The sequence below is a fragment of the Pelagibacterium xiamenense genome (genome assembly GCF_021166475.1).
Lineage (GTDB): Bacteria > Pseudomonadota > Alphaproteobacteria > Rhizobiales > Devosiaceae > Pelagibacterium > Pelagibacterium xiamenense.
In genome coordinates, this window is the sequence record NZ_JAJOYS010000002.1 from 79,978 (window position 1) to 94,512 (window position 14,535).

Sequence of the window (14,535 nt, forward strand, 5' to 3'; positions counted from 1 at the left end):
GCATGGCCGTGGTCAACCCCGATGACCGCAAACTTCTGTCCGCTAGAACTCACGCGACACCTGAAAGACTAGAGATATGACACGACGGCGGTCATTGCACGGCGCCGTCGCCGCTTTCCACGCGCTGGCCCTGGGCGTCGAAATAATGCGCGAAGGCGGGATCGAACGAGACGGTTGCCGTTTCGCCCATGCGCAGCTGCGCGCGGCCCGACGCGTGAACCACCAGGATTTGCCCGGAAGCCATGCGCACATGCGCATAGATTTCGCTCCCGAGATATTCCACAAGGCTGATTTCCCCCGTCGCGGTGAACGGGCCGTCGGAACCGAAGCTCAGATGTTCGGGGCGCACGCACACCGTGATCGTTTCGTCGGCAGTCGGCAGCGCGCCGGGAACGACGGTGCCGAAATCGTCCAACGCGATTTCCGAACCGGCGCCTGCGTGTGTCGCCTTCCCTTTGAGCATATTGATCTTGGGCGAACCGATGAACCCGGCGACGAACAGGTTCCGCGGACGGTTATAGAGTTCGAACGGCGTACCGACCTGTTCGATAATCCCTTTGTTGAGCACGACGATACGCGTTGCCATCGTCATCGCCTCGATCTGGTCGTGCGTCACGTAGATCATCGTCGTACCGAGACGCTTGTAGAGGCTCGCAAGCTCCACGCGCATCTGCACGCGCAGTTCGGCGTCGAGGTTCGACAAAGGCTCGTCAAAGAGAAACAGCTTGGGTTCGCGCACGATGGCGCGGCCGATGGCGACGCGCTGTTTCTGGCCGCCCGAAAGCTGGCGCGGACGCCGCTCGAGCAGAGGTTCGATCTGCAGGATCTGCGCTGCGTCGGCGACGCGTTTTTCGATCTCGTCCTTGGGCATCTTGAGATTTGTGAGGCCAAAGGCGAGATTTTTCCTGACACTCATGTGCGGATAGAGCGCATAGGACTGAAACACCATCGAAAGCTCGCGCCGTGCGGCAGGCAGTTCATTGACCACCCTGCCCCCGATCGAGATCGTTCCGTCGGTGATCTCCTCGAGCCCGGCAATCATCCGCAACAAGGTGGATTTCCCACACCCGGACGGACCGACGAGCACAAGGAACTCGCCGCTTTCGATATCGAGGTTGAGATCGTCGATCACCTCGACGGCACCGTAGCTCTTTTTGACGTTTCTAAGGCTCAGACCAGCCATTTTTCGTACGCCTTTCCTACTTGAGACCGCTCATCGCGATACCGCGGATGATGAGCTTTTGGAAAATAATGAAGAAGACAATGACCGGCACGATCGAGAGCACGCTCATCGCGAACATCTGTCCGTACGCCGACTGGCTCTCCTGATCGATGAACAGGCGCAGCGCGAGCGGCACGGTGTAGTTCTGGATGTCGTTGAGATAGATGAGCGGGGCCAGGAAGTCCTCCCACACCCAGATGAACGAGAAGATCGCGGCCGTCGCCATCGCCGGAAGCGACAACGGCAGGATGATGGCCCAATAGATCTTGAAGGGTGAACACCCGTCGATCATTGCCGCCTCGTCCAGTTCGCGCGGAAGCTGCCGGAAGAACTGGATCATCAGGAAGGTGAAGAACGCATCCGACGCCAGGAATTTAGGCAGGATGAGCGGCCAATAGGTGTTGACCATGTTGAGCTGGTCAAAGAGCACATATTGCGGGATCAGCACCACATGATACGGGATCATGAGCGTCATCATCATGAGCGCGAACCAGAACCGGCGCCCCGTGAATTCGAGCCGCGCGAACGCATAGGCCGCGAACGAACACGAGAGCAGGTTTCCGATAACGCTCACAACGGTCACGAACGCCGAGTTGAGATAGAACCGGGAAAAGCTGACCCTCAGCGCATTCCAGCCCTCGGAATAATTGCTCCAATGGAATTCCGACGGCCACAGGGAAAGCCTGCCGAAAATCTCGTCGTCCGGCTTGAGCGAACTCGCCAGCATCCACAAGAGCGGATAGATCATGATGAAGGCGAAGATCAGCAGGAAGACATGCTTCAAAAGCCGCGAACGTGCTTCGCGCTTGCGGCGGCGGGCCCTGATGCCGGCGGCGACTTCGCGCGCATCCTCGCCCTGTTCGTATGAGACGGTAGCCTGGGTCATGATCAATCCCTCTCGTTCTCGTAGTAGACCCAGTAGCGGGAGCTGAAAAAGGCGATCGCCGTAAAGAGCGCAATCACGATCAGAAGTACCCAGGCGAGCGCCGAGGCGTAGCCCATGCGGAAGTATTTGAAGGCTTCTTCATAGAGATAGATCGTGAAGAACAGCAGCGAATCCGCCGGAGCGCCGTTGCCGCCGGAAATCACGAACGCATTGGTGAAGATCTTGAATGCGTCGATGGTCTGGAGCACCAGATTAAAAAAGATCACCGGGCCCAGCAGCGGCAGCGTTATGGCGAAGAACTTGCGGGTTTTCGACGCCGCGTCGATTTCGGCGGCCTCGTAAAGATCATTCGGAATGGCACGCAATCCGGCAAGGAAGATCAGCATCGGCGCGCCGAACTGCCAGACCGCCAGCGTCACGATGGTGTAGAGCGAATAGTCCGGATTGCCCATCCAGTGCGGGCCGGCAATGCCGAAGATCGCGAGGATGGAATTGATAACGCCGTTGGCCTCGAACACCTGACGCCACAGGATGGCGACTGCGATGCTCGCGCCCAAAATCGACGGAAGGTAGTAGACCGCCCTGTAGAGCCCGATGCCTCGGATACCCTTGTCCAGCGCCATGGCGATGCCGAGGGCGAAGATCAGCTTGGCGGGCACGGACAGGAAAACGAACGTGAACGTCACCTTCATGGACTGCCAGAAGCGGTCGTCCCAGGTGAACATATACTCGTAATTCTCGAGCCCCGCCCATTGCGGCGGCGTCAGTATGTCGTACCGCGTGAACGAAAGGTAGAGCGAGGCCAGGATCGGGCCGAGGGCCAACGCGAAAAAGCCAATAAGCCAGGGAAACAGGAATGTATATCCCGGCAGATTGCGCCGAATGAACTTGTTCATGACGTTTCGTCCGTACCAAAAAAACCGCCGCCGGGACGGGAGGTCCCCGGCGGCGGCAGGTGAGTGGAACTAGCCCGCCCGGCGGCGAATGGCGTTCGCCTGCCCGACGAACTCCGCAGCGGCGTCGCTGATCGACTGGCGGTCGAGCAGCACCTCGGTACCGATGCGGACGAATGCATCCGTGACCTCGCCAGCGGCCGGCGGCGGCGGCGGCGGCAACTCGCCGACATGCTTCTGCGCCTCGCTGAAATACCCCACCGAAAGCCGCTCGGCCTCCGTGAATTCGGGCGAGAGCGCCTCGCGGACCTCGGGAACCGGCGGAATGCCGCGCTCGAGTCCGAGAACCGCCGTCATCGCAGGGTCGTTGACCCAGTCGCTGATGAACTTGGCCGCAATCTCGGGATGTTCGGTGTTGGCGGACATCGCCAGGAACATCGAGGGTTTGACGTACTGCCCCGGGACACCACCCGCCTTCTGCGGATACATCGCCGCGCCCAGAACGTCGGACGAAAGCGACTGTGCCCCCACGATCTGGTTCGACCATAGATAGGACATCGCCGTATTCTGGGTAATCAGACCCAATTCGTTCATGCCCGACCCGATCAGGCTTGCGCTCTGCTCTGCGGGCGGCACAACGCCGGCTTCGCGCATCGAACGCCAGAACTCCCAGAACTCGCCGACAACCTCTTCATTGGTCCCGATGCTGCCGTCGGCTGCGAAAAGCGGTGCCTGGCTCTGCCGGGCAAACGTTTCGAAGGCCTCGTACGCGAGCGTGTTGTCGTCGGTCCCGTAGGTGCTGCCACCGGTCGCCTCGGTAATTTCCGTGGCGATGCGCTTGAGGTCTTCAAGCGTGTATCCATAGGGGTCGAAGGCGATGCCGACCTCGTCGAAAATCCGCGCATTGAAGAGCGCGACCTGGGTATTCGACCCGATATTGATGGCATAGAGTTCGCCGTCCACCATACCACCGGCCAGCGGACCTTCCTCGTAGGTCGAGAGATCGAGGGCACCGCCGCGGAATTCCTCAAGCGAATGCAGCGCCCCGCGGCTGACATATTCGTCTAGATAGCGATAGTCCATCTGCACGATGTCGGGCATATTCCGGCCCGCCGTCTGCGTGGCGAGCTTCGTCCAATAGTCGCCCCAGCTTACCGTCTCGCCATCGATCTGGACGCCGGGATTGGCCTCCTCGAACAGATCGATCACGGTGAACGTGCGTTCGTCGCGGCTGGGGTTACCCCACCAGTAAAGCCGCAGCCGGGCTGCATCCTGCGCAAAGGCAGAGCGCGAAAACATCGGCAAGGTTGCGGCCGCGCCGGCACCCGCCATCAGCGACCCTACAAATCGCCTGCGATTCATTCGTGGCATATATCATCCTCCCAAAAAAGATGGCTCCCCTGATCGGGGTATCCACCGGCCGGGCCTCCTCCGCCCCACCGGCACGTAAAACCAACACGGCAAACGCGCACTTGTCAATGAACTAAACAGTTAGGTACAAAAATTTATCATATCAGTCTCCGTGATATGGAGATGCTGATCATACCGGCCCGGCGGCGGCGGAATGTCCGAATCTACCTGCAAAACCGGTAGGAAGCCAATGATATAAAAAGACAATGCAGGACATGAAAATGTCTGGCCGATGCCGCCAACCAACCGGCATCATGAAAGCTATCATACATCTTTGCCACGACAATACCAGTGTTGACCGCCGGTGTTGCGGCGGGGAAAACTCGGCGTTGGCGTGGTTGCGTTGCGCGTGCTAAACGGGCTGGACGTCATAAAGCTGGGCGGGAGGCGTTAAAGCCTTGGCACTATATACCGATGGCAAGGTCGCCTTCGTCGCGTCCAACACCCCCGAAGCCCAGGAAGCGCGCGACGCGCTCGCCCGGCGCCACGGCGATGCGGCGCTCAGTGACGCGAGCATCATTGTTGCGCTTGGGGGTGACGGGTTGATGCTTGAAACGCTTCATCGCGTCATGGACAAGGGCATCCCCGTCTACGGCATGAATTTCGGTTCGGTCGGGTTCCTGATGAACGAGTTCAGGACCGAGGCGCTCGACGTCCGCCTGCGCGCGGCCCTGCCAACCACCATCCACCCGCTCAAGATGGACGTCGTTCAGGCGGACGGGACAACCGCCAAGGCGCTCGCGCTCAACGAGGTCTCACTGTTCCGTTCGACCTACCAGGCCGCCAAGATCGAGATCAAGATCGATGGCGAGGTGCGGCTCGATGAGCTGACCTGCGACGGCATCATCGTCGCAACCCCGGCGGGCTCCACGGCCTATAACCTTTCCGCACACGGGCCTATCCTGCCCATCACCGCGCCCCTTCTCGCCCTGACGCCGATTTCACCATTCCGACCCCGCCGCTGGCGCGGCGCGATTCTGTCCAACCGCGCCAATATCCGGTTCCGCACGCTCGAAGCCCAGAAGCGCCCGGTGAGCGCGGTGGCCGACAATGTGGAGTTCGAAGACGTCCGCGAGGTCCACGTTCAGGAGGACCGCCGCCATTCGGTGACGCTGCTGTTTGACCCCGGCCACAGCCTCGACGAACGGATCCTCGTCGAACAGTTCCGGTATTAGGCGGCCGGCAGCGTGAGGCGGTTAGGACGATCGTCCGGCACCATGACAGCATCGGGCACTTCGGCCGCGAAAGCCGGCATCACCCCGCGCGCGGCGGCGCGGGCAAGCGCGATGTTCTGTTCGTTGAGGTAGGCGAATACCTCATCGAGCGTGCCGGGAATATCGCCCTCGTGTTCGGTGATCAACTCTTCGATCAGAAGCGAGACGATGAAATGGCGTGCCGCCAGATCGTCAGCGAGATCAGCGGTCCGGGCGTGCGAAACCATGCGCGCGAGGAGATTGCGCACCGGAGCGGAGAATCCGCAGCGCGCAAAAAGCGCGTTGAGCGCCGCGCGGCTGCCACCGTCGAGGATGGTGAATACCTTGGCGCGCGGGGTTTCGGCGAGCTCGGCAAGGCAATCGGCGAAAAACAGCACCTGCCCGTGCACGAGTGCGTGCAACATCAGCCGGGCATTGACCGCGTCAGCTTCGATCAGCGCCTTGGCGTAGTGCACCCTGCCCCGCCCCGCTTCGCGCTCGCCGATGGATGTCGTCGCCGTATCGCAAGCGTCGCGCATCAATCGATCGAGCCGGCGCGGCTGGATCGCGCCTTTGACGATCCGCGTGCCCATCAGGGCCTCGCGCACCTGCCCTACAAGATGACGGCGGGCGAGGCCGGGCAAATCCTTGCGCTTTAAAAGCGCGCCACGCGTCCGCGCATCCTCGCCCCAGCGCTCCGCGAGAACCATCAGTTCGTCCTCCGGCAACGCAATATCGTCGCGCGCGAGGACGCGGATACAAAGGTCCGGATCCTCGATCCGCACGAGCGCGAGCGCCACACGTGTGCTCAGGGCCGGACGCATCGTCATCACCGCCAGCATATCGGGGTCGCCCGAGCGGATGATGCCGATAAGATCGGCGTCGAGCAGAACGGGCGAGAATTGAACCACCGCGCGGGAGATGACCGGCGCATCCTGCGCCAGTGCCAGCATGATTGGACGCGGCGCGTGTTCCGAATGCAAAAGCCCGTACGCAAGCGCTGCGCGCACCTTCACCGAGCGGTCGTCGAGGAAATTCATAAGCGCCGCGTAAAGCGCGGCCTGTTCGTCGGCGGGCCCACGATGCCCCAGATACGCCATCGCCGCGATATGCGCGGCCTGCCCGCGCTCCTCGCTGTCGCAAGACTGACTCAACTGAACATAACGCTGATAGGCGACCATACTCATCCCCGGTACTGATCCGGTCACCCTAAAGCGCAAGATTTAAGGATTGGTTCACTATAACCGGGTGCGCGAAACGGGGGCGTTATTCGTCCCCGTAAAGCCCCGAAAACAAGGGGCGCCCGCCCCCGCCGGAGACCTCTGTATTGAGCGGCGACCCGGTCGCACCCTCGACCTGGGTGCTGAAAAGCGAGGTGAACGAAACGCCCTCTGGCATGACCGGCCCCTCGATCTCGAACCGCGAAGGCAGCGGTTCGGCGCTCGCCAATTGCTGGGTCGCAAATTGAGCATTGGGCAGGCTGGTTCCGTTGTGACGCGCAACGAGCGCCTCATAGACCTCGCGCACGGTTCGCGGCTGGCCGTTCTCATAGAAAATGGCCCTGTTTGCCGCGGCGGGGCGGGGGAAAAGCTCGGCGGCGATGGCATTGGGCTGGCTCAAACCAGCTTCGAAGAACCGCTCCGCGCCGCGCGCTCCGAGAAAATGCGCGATGTAGAGTTCGCCCGGACTGGGCATGCGCCCGAACTTCTGCTGCAGATAGTCGCCATTGCGCCGGGTGAACGCCGCAGCCATATCCGCCGCGACTTCCGGATTACGGCGCAGGTCCAGGATCTGTTCGCGCACGTTCGGGTCGCGCACGAACAATTCTCCGTCCTCGCCCTCGATATGCGCGGCGAGATCGGCATAGCCCAAACGCGGTCCCTCGTACTTCATCACCTCGAGCCAGGTGCTCTCGATGAACTGGAACAGCCCTGTCGCAGAGGAGGTCGAAGCTTCCGCGTTGGGATTGAGGCTGCTTTCGCGAATGGCCGTCTGCACCAGATAGTCGAAATCCACGCCATTGCGCTGCCCTGCCCTGTCGATGGCGTAAGCGAGCGGCGGCGGAATGGAGGAGACGGATAACGGCATGACCTGAGCACGATTCGAAGTAAAGTTTATGGTTAATAAAACCCTACCGGGGTTAATCCGCGGTTAACCTTCCCATTTCGAGGTGATCGCGGCGACGTCGGGACGATCACGCTCTTCGAGCCGCGCCTGCGGCGTGCCGATATGGACGAAGCCCACGAAGCGCTCGCCTTCTTTGGCCCCAAGCATGGCGGATGCCTCCTCGTCGTATGAGAACCAGCGCGTCACCCAATGCGCGCCGAACCCCAGCGCGTTGGCGGCATGGCACAGATTGAAGCAGGCATTGCCGGCGGCAAGCAATTGTTCGAACTCGGGGATTTTGACATGCGGTGCGGCGGTGCTGACGACCCCGACAGTAACCGGCGCCGGCAGAAACTGCCCGCGTTCGAGATCGAGTTGGGCCTGGGAAATTTCCGGGTTCTTCCGCCGGGCGATCTCGGCGAGTTTTTCACCGGCCTTGTCTCGCGCATCGCCCTCGAAAACGATGAAGCGCCACGGCGCAAGCTTGCCGTGATCAGGCACACGGCTGGCGATCGTGAGCATCTCGGTGAGCTCGTCGGCGTCCGGGCCAGGTGCCTCCAGGAACGGTGCGGTGACCGTACGGCGGGACGAAAGATATGCACGCAGGGCCGCATTAACGCTCATTGGTCTAGAATCCTTTGCTGCTTGCTCTATTTGTCCCCTTATGACACAGCTTTTCCGCAATCCAAGATTAGGAATCGCGCCTGACGCGTACGAAACGAAAGCGAAGTCGACCTGCCAATGCGGCCTACCCTGCTCATTGCTCCGATCCTTGCCGCCGTGATCGCCGCCCCGGCGATGGCGCAATCGGACGGGGATGACGCCGCGCCGGTGCCCCCGCCGCGCCCGCCCCAGCTCGGCGGCGAGCCGCTGACCGGAGAAGGCGGACCGGACGCCTATCAGCCACCGCTTTCCGAACTCGGGGCCGAAGAGACCGGGCCGTTCTCGCGCGCGATTGCGAACATCACCGAACCGCAGCCGGTGACGCTGTCCGCACGGATATCGGACAACGGCCCTTTGATTCCGGACGGCCTCGTCTGGCGCGTCTTCGACAGCCGCGTGGACGACAGCGGCGAACTCGCAATGGTTGCCAAATCCGAAGAGGCCACCGCGAGCTTCAGCCTGCCGCCGGGCGAATACGTCCTGCATTTGGCGTATGGACGCGCCCAGGCAAGCGACACCCTGTTCGTCGAACCGGGCCCCAACAACCACACGATGACCTTCGAGGTCGGCGGGCTCAAGCTCGACGCCATGATTTCTGGCGACGTCGAAATCCCCGACGCGCTTTTAAGTTTCGACATCTATTCGAGCGGCCCCAATGGCCGCGTCGAGGTCGCGACCGGCGTCGCACCCGGTGACCTTGTCCGCCTCAACGCCGGCATTTACACGATCGAATCCCATTTCGGTGGCGTCAACGCGGTCATACGGACGGAAATCCGGGTCGAGCCGGGACAGATCACCGAAGCCACGCTTTACCATCACGCCGCCCAGGTGGCGCTCAAGCTCGTCTCCGAAGAAGGCGGCGAGGCGATCGCGGACGTCGAATGGACAATCAAATCCCAGAACGGCGACACGATCTTCACCGATATTGGCGCGTTCCCGGCAACCGTTCTTGCCGAAGGCGACTACCTCGCGCTCGCCAAGCTGGGCGACAACGTCTACAACCGCGAATTCGAAGTCGCCCCGGGCGGCCCGCGCGAAGTGGAAATCCTCACATCGGTCTATTGAGGCGCGGCTGGCGCGGCCGACGCTTCCCAGTTCCCGGCAAGGCGAGCAGGAGGCGGCGAGACGTGAGCTTACGCCGTCCCGCCGGCCCGATTACTCCGCAGCTAGCGAAATTTTGCGCTTGAGGTCCGGCGGGGTGACGTCGGATGCAAGCGTTTCGATCGCCTCGTGCAACGGCTTGACCGTCTGCCCCTGGCTGCCGAGCTGACGGATCGCCACGGTCTTTTCCTCAGCCTCGCGACGCCCCACCACATAGATGAACGGCACCCGGCCCACCGAGTGTTCGCGCACCTTGTAGCTGATCGACTCGTTGCGGGTATCGAGTTCGGCCCGAATGCCGCGTGCCGCAAGCTGGTGCACAACCTCCTGGGCATAGCCGTCCGCGTCCGAAACGATGGTCGCGACGACGACCTGTGTCGGCGCGAGCCAGAGCGGCATGCGGCCGGCATAGTTCTCGATCAGGATGCCGATAAAGCGCTCCAGCGAGCCGAGGATCGCACGGTGCAACATGACAGGTCTCTGGCGCGATCCGTCCTCGGCGATGTAAGAAGCGTCGAGTCGCTCGGGCATCACGAAATCGAGCTGCAGAGTGCCGCACTGCCAGGACCGGCCGATCGCATCCTTGAGATGGAATTCGAGCTTGGGGCCATAAAACGCCCCCTCGCCTTCAGCGATCTCGAAATCCCGACCCGTTGCACGCAGCGCATCCCCAAGACTCTTTTCCGCAAGGTCCCAGACCGCGTCCTCGCCGGCCCGGACATCCGGGCGGGTCGCGAGCAGGATCTTCACCTCGGTAAATCCCATATCCTCGTAAACCGAGTCGAGGAGCGAACAGAACGCCTCGGTCTCGGACTGGATCTGATCGGTCCGGCAGAAGATATGCGCATCGTCTTGCGTCATCTGCCGCACGCGCATGAGACCATGCAGAGCGCCATGCGCCTCGTTGCGATGGCAGCAACCGAATTCCGCAAGCCGTAAAGGCAGATCGCGGTAGGACTTGATTCCCTGGTTGAAGACCTGAACGTGCGCCGGGCAGTTCATCGGCTTCAAAGCCAGGAAATTGGCATCCGGCGAAATCTCGGGCTGATCGCCCTCGGTCGTGGGCGTCTCGTCGGGTACGACGAACATGTTTTCGCGAAACTTGCCCCAGTGCCCCGATTTCTCCCACAGCTTGTTGTCGAGCAACTGCGGGGTCTTGATCTCCCTGTAGCCCGCCCCGTTGAGACGGCGACGGATGTAGGTCTCCATCTGGTTGTACATGACATACCCGTTTGGATGCCAGAATACCGAACCCTGCGCTTCGGGCTGGAAGTGGTACAGGTCCATCTCCTGCCCGATCTTGCGGTGATCGCGCTTTTCGGCCTCCTCGATCATATGTAGATACTGATCGAGCTGCTCCTTGCTCGCCCAGGCCGTGCCATAGATGCGGCTGAGCACGGGATTGTTCGAATCCCCACGCCAATAAGCGCCGGCCACCTTGGTCAGCTTGAACGCCTTGCCCACATCCTTGGTCGACCGCATGTGCGGGCCGCGGCAGAGGTCGAACCATTGCCCCTGCTTGTAGATCTTGACGTCCTGGTCCTCGGGGATCGCGTCGATCAGTTCGACCTTGAAGTGCTCGCCCTTGGCGGCGAACACCTTCTTGGCCTCCTCGCGGTCCCAGACTTCCTTGGTGAACACCGCGCCGCGATCGACGATCTCGGCCATTTTCGCTTCGATCTCGCGCAGTTCGTCTTCCGTGAACGGCGTCTCGCGATGGAAGTCGTAGTAGAACCCGTTCTCGATCACCGGCCCGATGGTGACCTGCGTGCCCGGCCAAAGCTCCTGCACCGCCTCGGCGAGAACGTGTGCGGCATCGTGGCGGATCAACTCGAGCGCCGCTTCGTCGTCACGCAGGACGAACTGGAGCGTACCGTCACCCTCGAGCGGGTCGGCGAGGTCCGAGAGCACACCGTTCCAGCGCATCGCGACCGTCTTCTTGGCCAGCGACTTGGAGATACCCTCGACGACGGTGGTCCCGGTGGTGCCTTTGGCGTATTCACGCACTGCACCGTCGGGGAACGTCACCTTAATCATCGTCATATCTCCTGTGGCTGGCCAAAATCGGCCGTTGGCAACTCAACATCGGGTTGAATTGAGGCGGGTTGATTAGCACGAACAGGCGAGATTTCCAGCCCCTTTACCGCCAGCGCCCGTAGCGCCAGGGCAAATACCAGAGCGCCCGGTCGGGCAGCGCGTCGGGCACCGGATCGTACCCGTGCGTGCCGCGTGGCCGGCACCGCCAGATGCGGGCCGCACCCATCCAGCCGCCCGGCCAGAAGCCGTGCTTCAAAATGGCGTCGCGGGTGAACTCCGAACAGGTCGGCAGATGCCGGCAATTGCGGCCGACAAAGGCGGACAGCGTATAGCGGTAGGCTTGTATGAGGATATAGGCCGCCCATTTGAAGGGAAAATCGATAACGGCCCAGAACCGGGCAATCATGCCCCGGCCTTTTCGAGCGCTTCGGCCACCGCATCGAAGACCAGAAGCGTCGAGGCGTGCCGCGCCGGATAGCCGCGCACCGGCTCGAGATATTTGAGGTCGTCCCACTTGCCATTGGGCGGTGGGCCGCCCGATTTGAGCATGGCGGTCATTGTTTCGCGCAGCGCACGCAGTTCGTCGGGGGTCGAGCCCAGGATGTGGTTGGCAACGATGGCGGCGCTGGTCTGCCCCAGCGCGCAGGCGTTGATATCCGCCCCATAGGCCGAAACGGCGCCATCTTCGAGCGCGAGATCGACCTCGACGACCGAGCCGCACACCCGCGAGACTTTTCGGGCCGTCCCCTGTGGCGCAGCGAGGCGCGGCATCGGCGTCGCGTTGCCCGCGATCTCGAGAATTCGGGCGCTGTAGAGGTCGGAAAAGTCCATTGTCCATGCGTCCCTTCTAGGGCACAATATGTCTTCGTTCGCTGTTTGCGGCCAATGTGTTTTCTTGTCGGAGGCCACTCCCGCCCTATATAAGGGGCGTTGCCCGGACCTGCAAAAGTTATAAGTCCGTCCGATACCCCACGGCACTTGGCCGCAAAGCGGTCCGCCGGCATCGAAGGGATGCGCCAGAATATGGACATGACCGCCAAGCCCAAGATCGTTTCCGCCAACGACGCTGAGACGGTCGTTTCCCGCCCTTCCCGCGAAGAGGCCGAGGCCGCCGTACGTACCCTCATCGCATGGGCCGGCGACAACCCGACGCGTGAAGGGCTCATCGATACGCCCCGCCGCGTGGTTGAGGCCTATGGCGAGTTTTTCTCGGGCTACGATCAGGATGCCGGCGAGATTCTCAGCACCACCTTCTCCGATGTCGGCGGCTACGACGATATCGTGCTGGTCCGCGACATCCCGTTTTATTCGCACTGCGAACACCACATGGTGCCCTTCGTGGGCAAGGCGCACATCGCCTACCTTCCCCATGACGGGGTCGTGGGCCTCTCCAAGCTCGCGCGCGTGACCGACGTTTTCGCGCGGCGGCTCCAGACCCAGGAACACCTCACCATCCAGATCATCGACGCGGTCAACGAGGCCATCAACCCGCGCGGCGCCGCCGTGATGCTCGAGGCCGAGCATATGTGCATGTCCATGCGCGGGGTGAGAAAGCACGGTTCCTCGACGATCACCCACCGGTTCACAGGCGTTTTCGCCGAGGACCGGCAGGAGCAGGACCGCTTCTTCGCCATGGTCGCGCGCCACTAGACGGCAGTCCTCCCATGCAGTTTGCCGATCCCAAAACGCTTTCCAAGGCGGAGCTCGAATCGGGCTCCATCTTTGCGCCACGCTTCGACGCCGCCGGGCTCGTTACCGCGATCACGGTCGACTCAGCGAGCAAGGACGTGCTGATGGTCGCTCACATGAACGCCGAGGCGATCGCGGCGACGCTGGAGACAGGGCACGCGCACTACTGGTCTCGCTCGCGCGGCGAACTGTGGAAAAAGGGCGCCACCTCGGGGGAACTCCAGGAAGTGGTCGAAATGCGCACCGACTGCGATCAGGACGCGATCGTCCTCGTCGTCAACCAGACCGGCCACGGCGCCGCCTGTCACACCGGGCGCAAATCGTGCTTTTTCCGAACGGTCGAGCGCGACGGCCAGGGCGCGACGCTGGCGGACACCGGCATGCCGAAGCTGTTCGATCCCGAGGACGTGTATAAGGGTACCTAGCGCCCCGCGCCGGCCCGCAGCCGGCGGTCGAACGCCGCCGGCAGCAGCAGTCCGGCTATGAAACCGCCGATATGCGCGTCCCATGCGATGGGCACATCGACGCCCATCACGAGCGGCGCGAAGCCGACGACGAGGTTGCCACCCAGCCAGAAAATGATGAACACCCGGCTGCGCACGTTTGTGAACAGCTCGGCGAACGTCGCGGTGCGCCGGCCCATCACGACCGCCTCCCCGGTCTCCGGATCGCGCTTGACGATCAGGGGCTGGAAAATGAACCGCAGCGCCGCTCCAGTAAGCGCGGAAACCCCGCCGGACGCCCCGATCAGGACCACGAATTGGTTAACATCGATGAGTTGATGAAGGGCGTTTAACAGCGCACCGGCCAGCGCGCCGAGAAGAAAAACGGCCAGCGTCGCGCCACTCCCGTAGCGCCGCGCCACCGGAGTTCCGAATACGGCAAGCCACGCGGAATTGACGATCAGGTGCATGACGTCGACATGCAGGAAGGCATGCGTGAACCCGGTCCACAAGAGCGGCCAGAAGCCACCCGGGAGAAGCTCCGGTGCCACAAAGCGGAAGGGGATAAAACCGAACCAAATCCGCAGGTTATAGAGGCCTTCGGAATCAAGAACCAAGCTCGCGCCGAGGTGAACCGCCCACAGCGCCCCCACAAGCGCGGTGACGACGCCCGGCACGAGAAAAACGGGCTGACGGGCCGGCCCCGTCTCTTCTTTTCCCCCCTCGCTCATCGGAAAAATCCCTTTGATCGCTGCCGCTTGCCGGCGCCTCATCACAATATCCACATTGCCAGCGTGGAAATTAACCTTAATGATTGTTTAAGGGCGATTTCCGATGCCGGATTTGAGACTGTGTGGCTAGTCGATTTAGCGGGCAGTCGCAAGCGGCGCCA

Annotated in this window: 15 protein-coding genes; 4 read left to right on the forward strand and 11 right to left on the reverse strand. The window is 62.0% G+C overall.

What is annotated here, in order from left to right:
• Positions 1 to 91: 91 nt before the first annotated feature.
• The 4 genes from LSG43_RS08300 to LSG43_RS08315 all read right to left on the reverse strand — a co-directional run bounded on the left by LSG43_RS08300 (position 92) and on the right by LSG43_RS08315 (position 4,372).
• Positions 92 to 1,183 carry an ABC transporter ATP-binding protein gene (locus LSG43_RS08300; RefSeq protein ID WP_231803016.1) on the reverse strand — a complete coding sequence of 364 codons (1,092 nt, stop codon included), beginning with the start codon at positions 1,181 to 1,183 and terminating at the stop codon, positions 92 to 94.
• Between the two features lie 16 nt (positions 1,184 to 1,199).
• Positions 1,200 to 2,108, reverse strand: a complete 909-nt coding sequence (locus LSG43_RS08305) for a carbohydrate ABC transporter permease (protein WP_439652017.1) — start codon at positions 2,106 to 2,108, stop codon at positions 1,200 to 1,202.
• A 2-nt stretch (positions 2,109 to 2,110) separates the two neighbouring features.
• A complete protein-coding gene (locus LSG43_RS08310; protein WP_231803018.1) occupies positions 2,111 to 3,004 on the reverse strand; it encodes a carbohydrate ABC transporter permease in 894 nt (297 codons plus the stop codon).
• A 69-nt stretch (positions 3,005 to 3,073) separates the two neighbouring features.
• Complete coding sequence (locus LSG43_RS08315) at positions 3,074 to 4,372, reverse strand: ABC transporter substrate-binding protein (protein ID WP_231803020.1); 1,299 nt, start codon at positions 4,370 to 4,372, stop codon at positions 3,074 to 3,076.
• A gap of 437 nt (positions 4,373 to 4,809) precedes the next feature.
• On the opposite strand from LSG43_RS08315, the gene LSG43_RS08320 reads away from it, so the two are divergent.
• On the forward strand, positions 4,810 to 5,586 hold the full coding sequence (locus LSG43_RS08320; protein WP_231803022.1) for an NAD kinase: 777 nt from the start codon (positions 4,810 to 4,812) through the stop codon (positions 5,584 to 5,586).
• Here LSG43_RS08320 and LSG43_RS08325 read toward each other — a convergent pair.
• From LSG43_RS08325 to LSG43_RS08335, 3 genes are all read right to left on the reverse strand, one after another.
• Positions 5,583 to 6,791 carry a DUF2336 domain-containing protein gene (locus LSG43_RS08325; protein WP_231803024.1) on the reverse strand — a complete coding sequence of 403 codons (1,209 nt, stop codon included), beginning with the start codon at positions 6,789 to 6,791 and terminating at the stop codon, positions 5,583 to 5,585. The genes LSG43_RS08320 and LSG43_RS08325 overlap by 4 nt on opposite strands.
• A gap of 79 nt (positions 6,792 to 6,870) precedes the next feature.
• The gene (locus LSG43_RS08330; RefSeq protein ID WP_231803026.1) at positions 6,871 to 7,692 is read right to left on the reverse strand and encodes a transglycosylase SLT domain-containing protein; all 822 of its coding nucleotides are present in this window, start codon (positions 7,690 to 7,692) and stop codon (positions 6,871 to 6,873) included.
• Positions 7,693 to 7,755: 63 nt separating this feature from the next.
• Positions 7,756 to 8,334, reverse strand: coding sequence for a nitroreductase family protein (locus tag LSG43_RS08335; protein ID WP_231803027.1), 579 nt, complete (start codon positions 8,332 to 8,334; stop codon positions 7,756 to 7,758).
• A 117-nt stretch (positions 8,335 to 8,451) separates the two neighbouring features.
• Here LSG43_RS08335 and LSG43_RS08340 point away from each other — a divergent pair, with 117 nt between their 5' ends.
• Positions 8,452 to 9,438: an RgsD C-terminal domain-containing protein gene (locus tag LSG43_RS08340; RefSeq protein ID WP_231803028.1), complete on the forward strand. Its 987-nt coding sequence runs from the start codon at positions 8,452 to 8,454 to the stop codon at positions 9,436 to 9,438.
• 90 nt (positions 9,439 to 9,528) lie between these two features.
• On the opposite strand, the gene thrS is transcribed toward LSG43_RS08340, so the two are convergent.
• From thrS to LSG43_RS08355, 3 genes are all read right to left on the reverse strand, one after another.
• On the reverse strand, positions 9,529 to 11,511 hold the full coding sequence (thrS, locus tag LSG43_RS08345) for a threonine--tRNA ligase (RefSeq protein WP_231803030.1): 1,983 nt from the start codon (positions 11,509 to 11,511) through the stop codon (positions 9,529 to 9,531).
• Between the two features lie 103 nt (positions 11,512 to 11,614).
• Positions 11,615 to 11,917, reverse strand: coding sequence for a membrane protein insertion efficiency factor YidD (yidD, locus tag LSG43_RS08350; protein WP_231803031.1), 303 nt, complete (start codon positions 11,915 to 11,917; stop codon positions 11,615 to 11,617).
• Positions 11,914 to 12,342 (reverse strand): iron-sulfur cluster assembly scaffold protein, encoded by a 429-nt coding sequence (locus LSG43_RS08355; protein ID WP_231803033.1) that lies wholly within the window; start codon positions 12,340 to 12,342, stop codon positions 11,914 to 11,916. Before LSG43_RS08355 ends, yidD begins: the two co-directional genes overlap by 4 nt.
• Positions 12,343 to 12,534: 192 nt before the next feature.
• Here LSG43_RS08355 and folE point away from each other — a divergent pair, with 192 nt between their 5' ends.
• Entirely contained in the window at positions 12,535 to 13,161 is a 627-nt protein-coding gene (gene folE, locus LSG43_RS08360) for a GTP cyclohydrolase I FolE (protein ID WP_231804632.1), read from the forward strand.
• Between the two features lie 14 nt (positions 13,162 to 13,175).
• Positions 13,176 to 13,625 carry a phosphoribosyl-AMP cyclohydrolase gene (gene hisI / locus LSG43_RS08365; protein WP_231803035.1) on the forward strand — a complete coding sequence of 150 codons (450 nt, stop codon included), beginning with the start codon at positions 13,176 to 13,178 and terminating at the stop codon, positions 13,623 to 13,625.
• On the opposite strand, the gene LSG43_RS08370 is transcribed toward hisI, so the two are convergent.
• Entirely contained in the window at positions 13,622 to 14,374 is a 753-nt protein-coding gene (locus tag LSG43_RS08370; protein WP_231803037.1) for a rhomboid family intramembrane serine protease, read from the reverse strand. The two genes, hisI and LSG43_RS08370, sit on opposite strands and share 4 nt — an antisense overlap.
• Positions 14,375 to 14,535: the final 161 nt, after the last annotated feature.

What these genes read in the sequence shown, in the direction of transcription:
- LSG43_RS08330 (WP_231803026.1), bottom strand. Translation starts at nt 7,692, where the DNA reads ATGCCGTTATCCGTCTCCTCCATTCCGCCGCCGCTCGCTTACGCCATC.
- LSG43_RS08340 (WP_231803028.1), top strand. Translation starts at nt 8,452, where the DNA reads ATGCGGCCTACCCTGCTCATTGCTCCGATCCTTGCCGCCGTGATCGCC.
- thrS (WP_231803030.1), bottom strand. Translation starts at nt 11,511, where the DNA reads ATGATTAAGGTGACGTTCCCCGACGGTGCAGTGCGTGAATACGCCAAA.
- LSG43_RS08305 (WP_439652017.1), bottom strand. Translation starts at nt 2,108, where the DNA reads ATGACCCAGGCTACCGTCTCATACGAACAGGGCGAGGATGCGCGCGAA.
- LSG43_RS08310 (WP_231803018.1), bottom strand. Translation starts at nt 3,004, where the DNA reads ATGAACAAGTTCATTCGGCGCAATCTGCCGGGATATACATTCCTGTTT.
- LSG43_RS08335 (WP_231803027.1), bottom strand. Translation starts at nt 8,334, where the DNA reads ATGAGCGTTAATGCGGCCCTGCGTGCATATCTTTCGTCCCGCCGTACG.
- LSG43_RS08315 (WP_231803020.1), bottom strand. Translation starts at nt 4,372, where the DNA reads ATGCCACGAATGAATCGCAGGCGATTTGTAGGGTCGCTGATGGCGGGT.
- folE (WP_231804632.1), top strand. Translation starts at nt 12,535, where the DNA reads ATGGACATGACCGCCAAGCCCAAGATCGTTTCCGCCAACGACGCTGAG.
- hisI (WP_231803035.1), top strand. Translation starts at nt 13,176, where the DNA reads ATGCAGTTTGCCGATCCCAAAACGCTTTCCAAGGCGGAGCTCGAATCG.
- LSG43_RS08300 (WP_231803016.1), bottom strand. Translation starts at nt 1,183, where the DNA reads ATGGCTGGTCTGAGCCTTAGAAACGTCAAAAAGAGCTACGGTGCCGTC.
- LSG43_RS08325 (WP_231803024.1), bottom strand. Translation starts at nt 6,791, where the DNA reads ATGAGTATGGTCGCCTATCAGCGTTATGTTCAGTTGAGTCAGTCTTGC.
- LSG43_RS08355 (WP_231803033.1), bottom strand. Translation starts at nt 12,342, where the DNA reads ATGGACTTTTCCGACCTCTACAGCGCCCGAATTCTCGAGATCGCGGGC.
- LSG43_RS08370 (WP_231803037.1), bottom strand. Translation starts at nt 14,374, where the DNA reads ATGAGCGAGGGGGGAAAAGAAGAGACGGGGCCGGCCCGTCAGCCCGTT.
- yidD (WP_231803031.1), bottom strand. Translation starts at nt 11,917, where the DNA reads ATGATTGCCCGGTTCTGGGCCGTTATCGATTTTCCCTTCAAATGGGCG.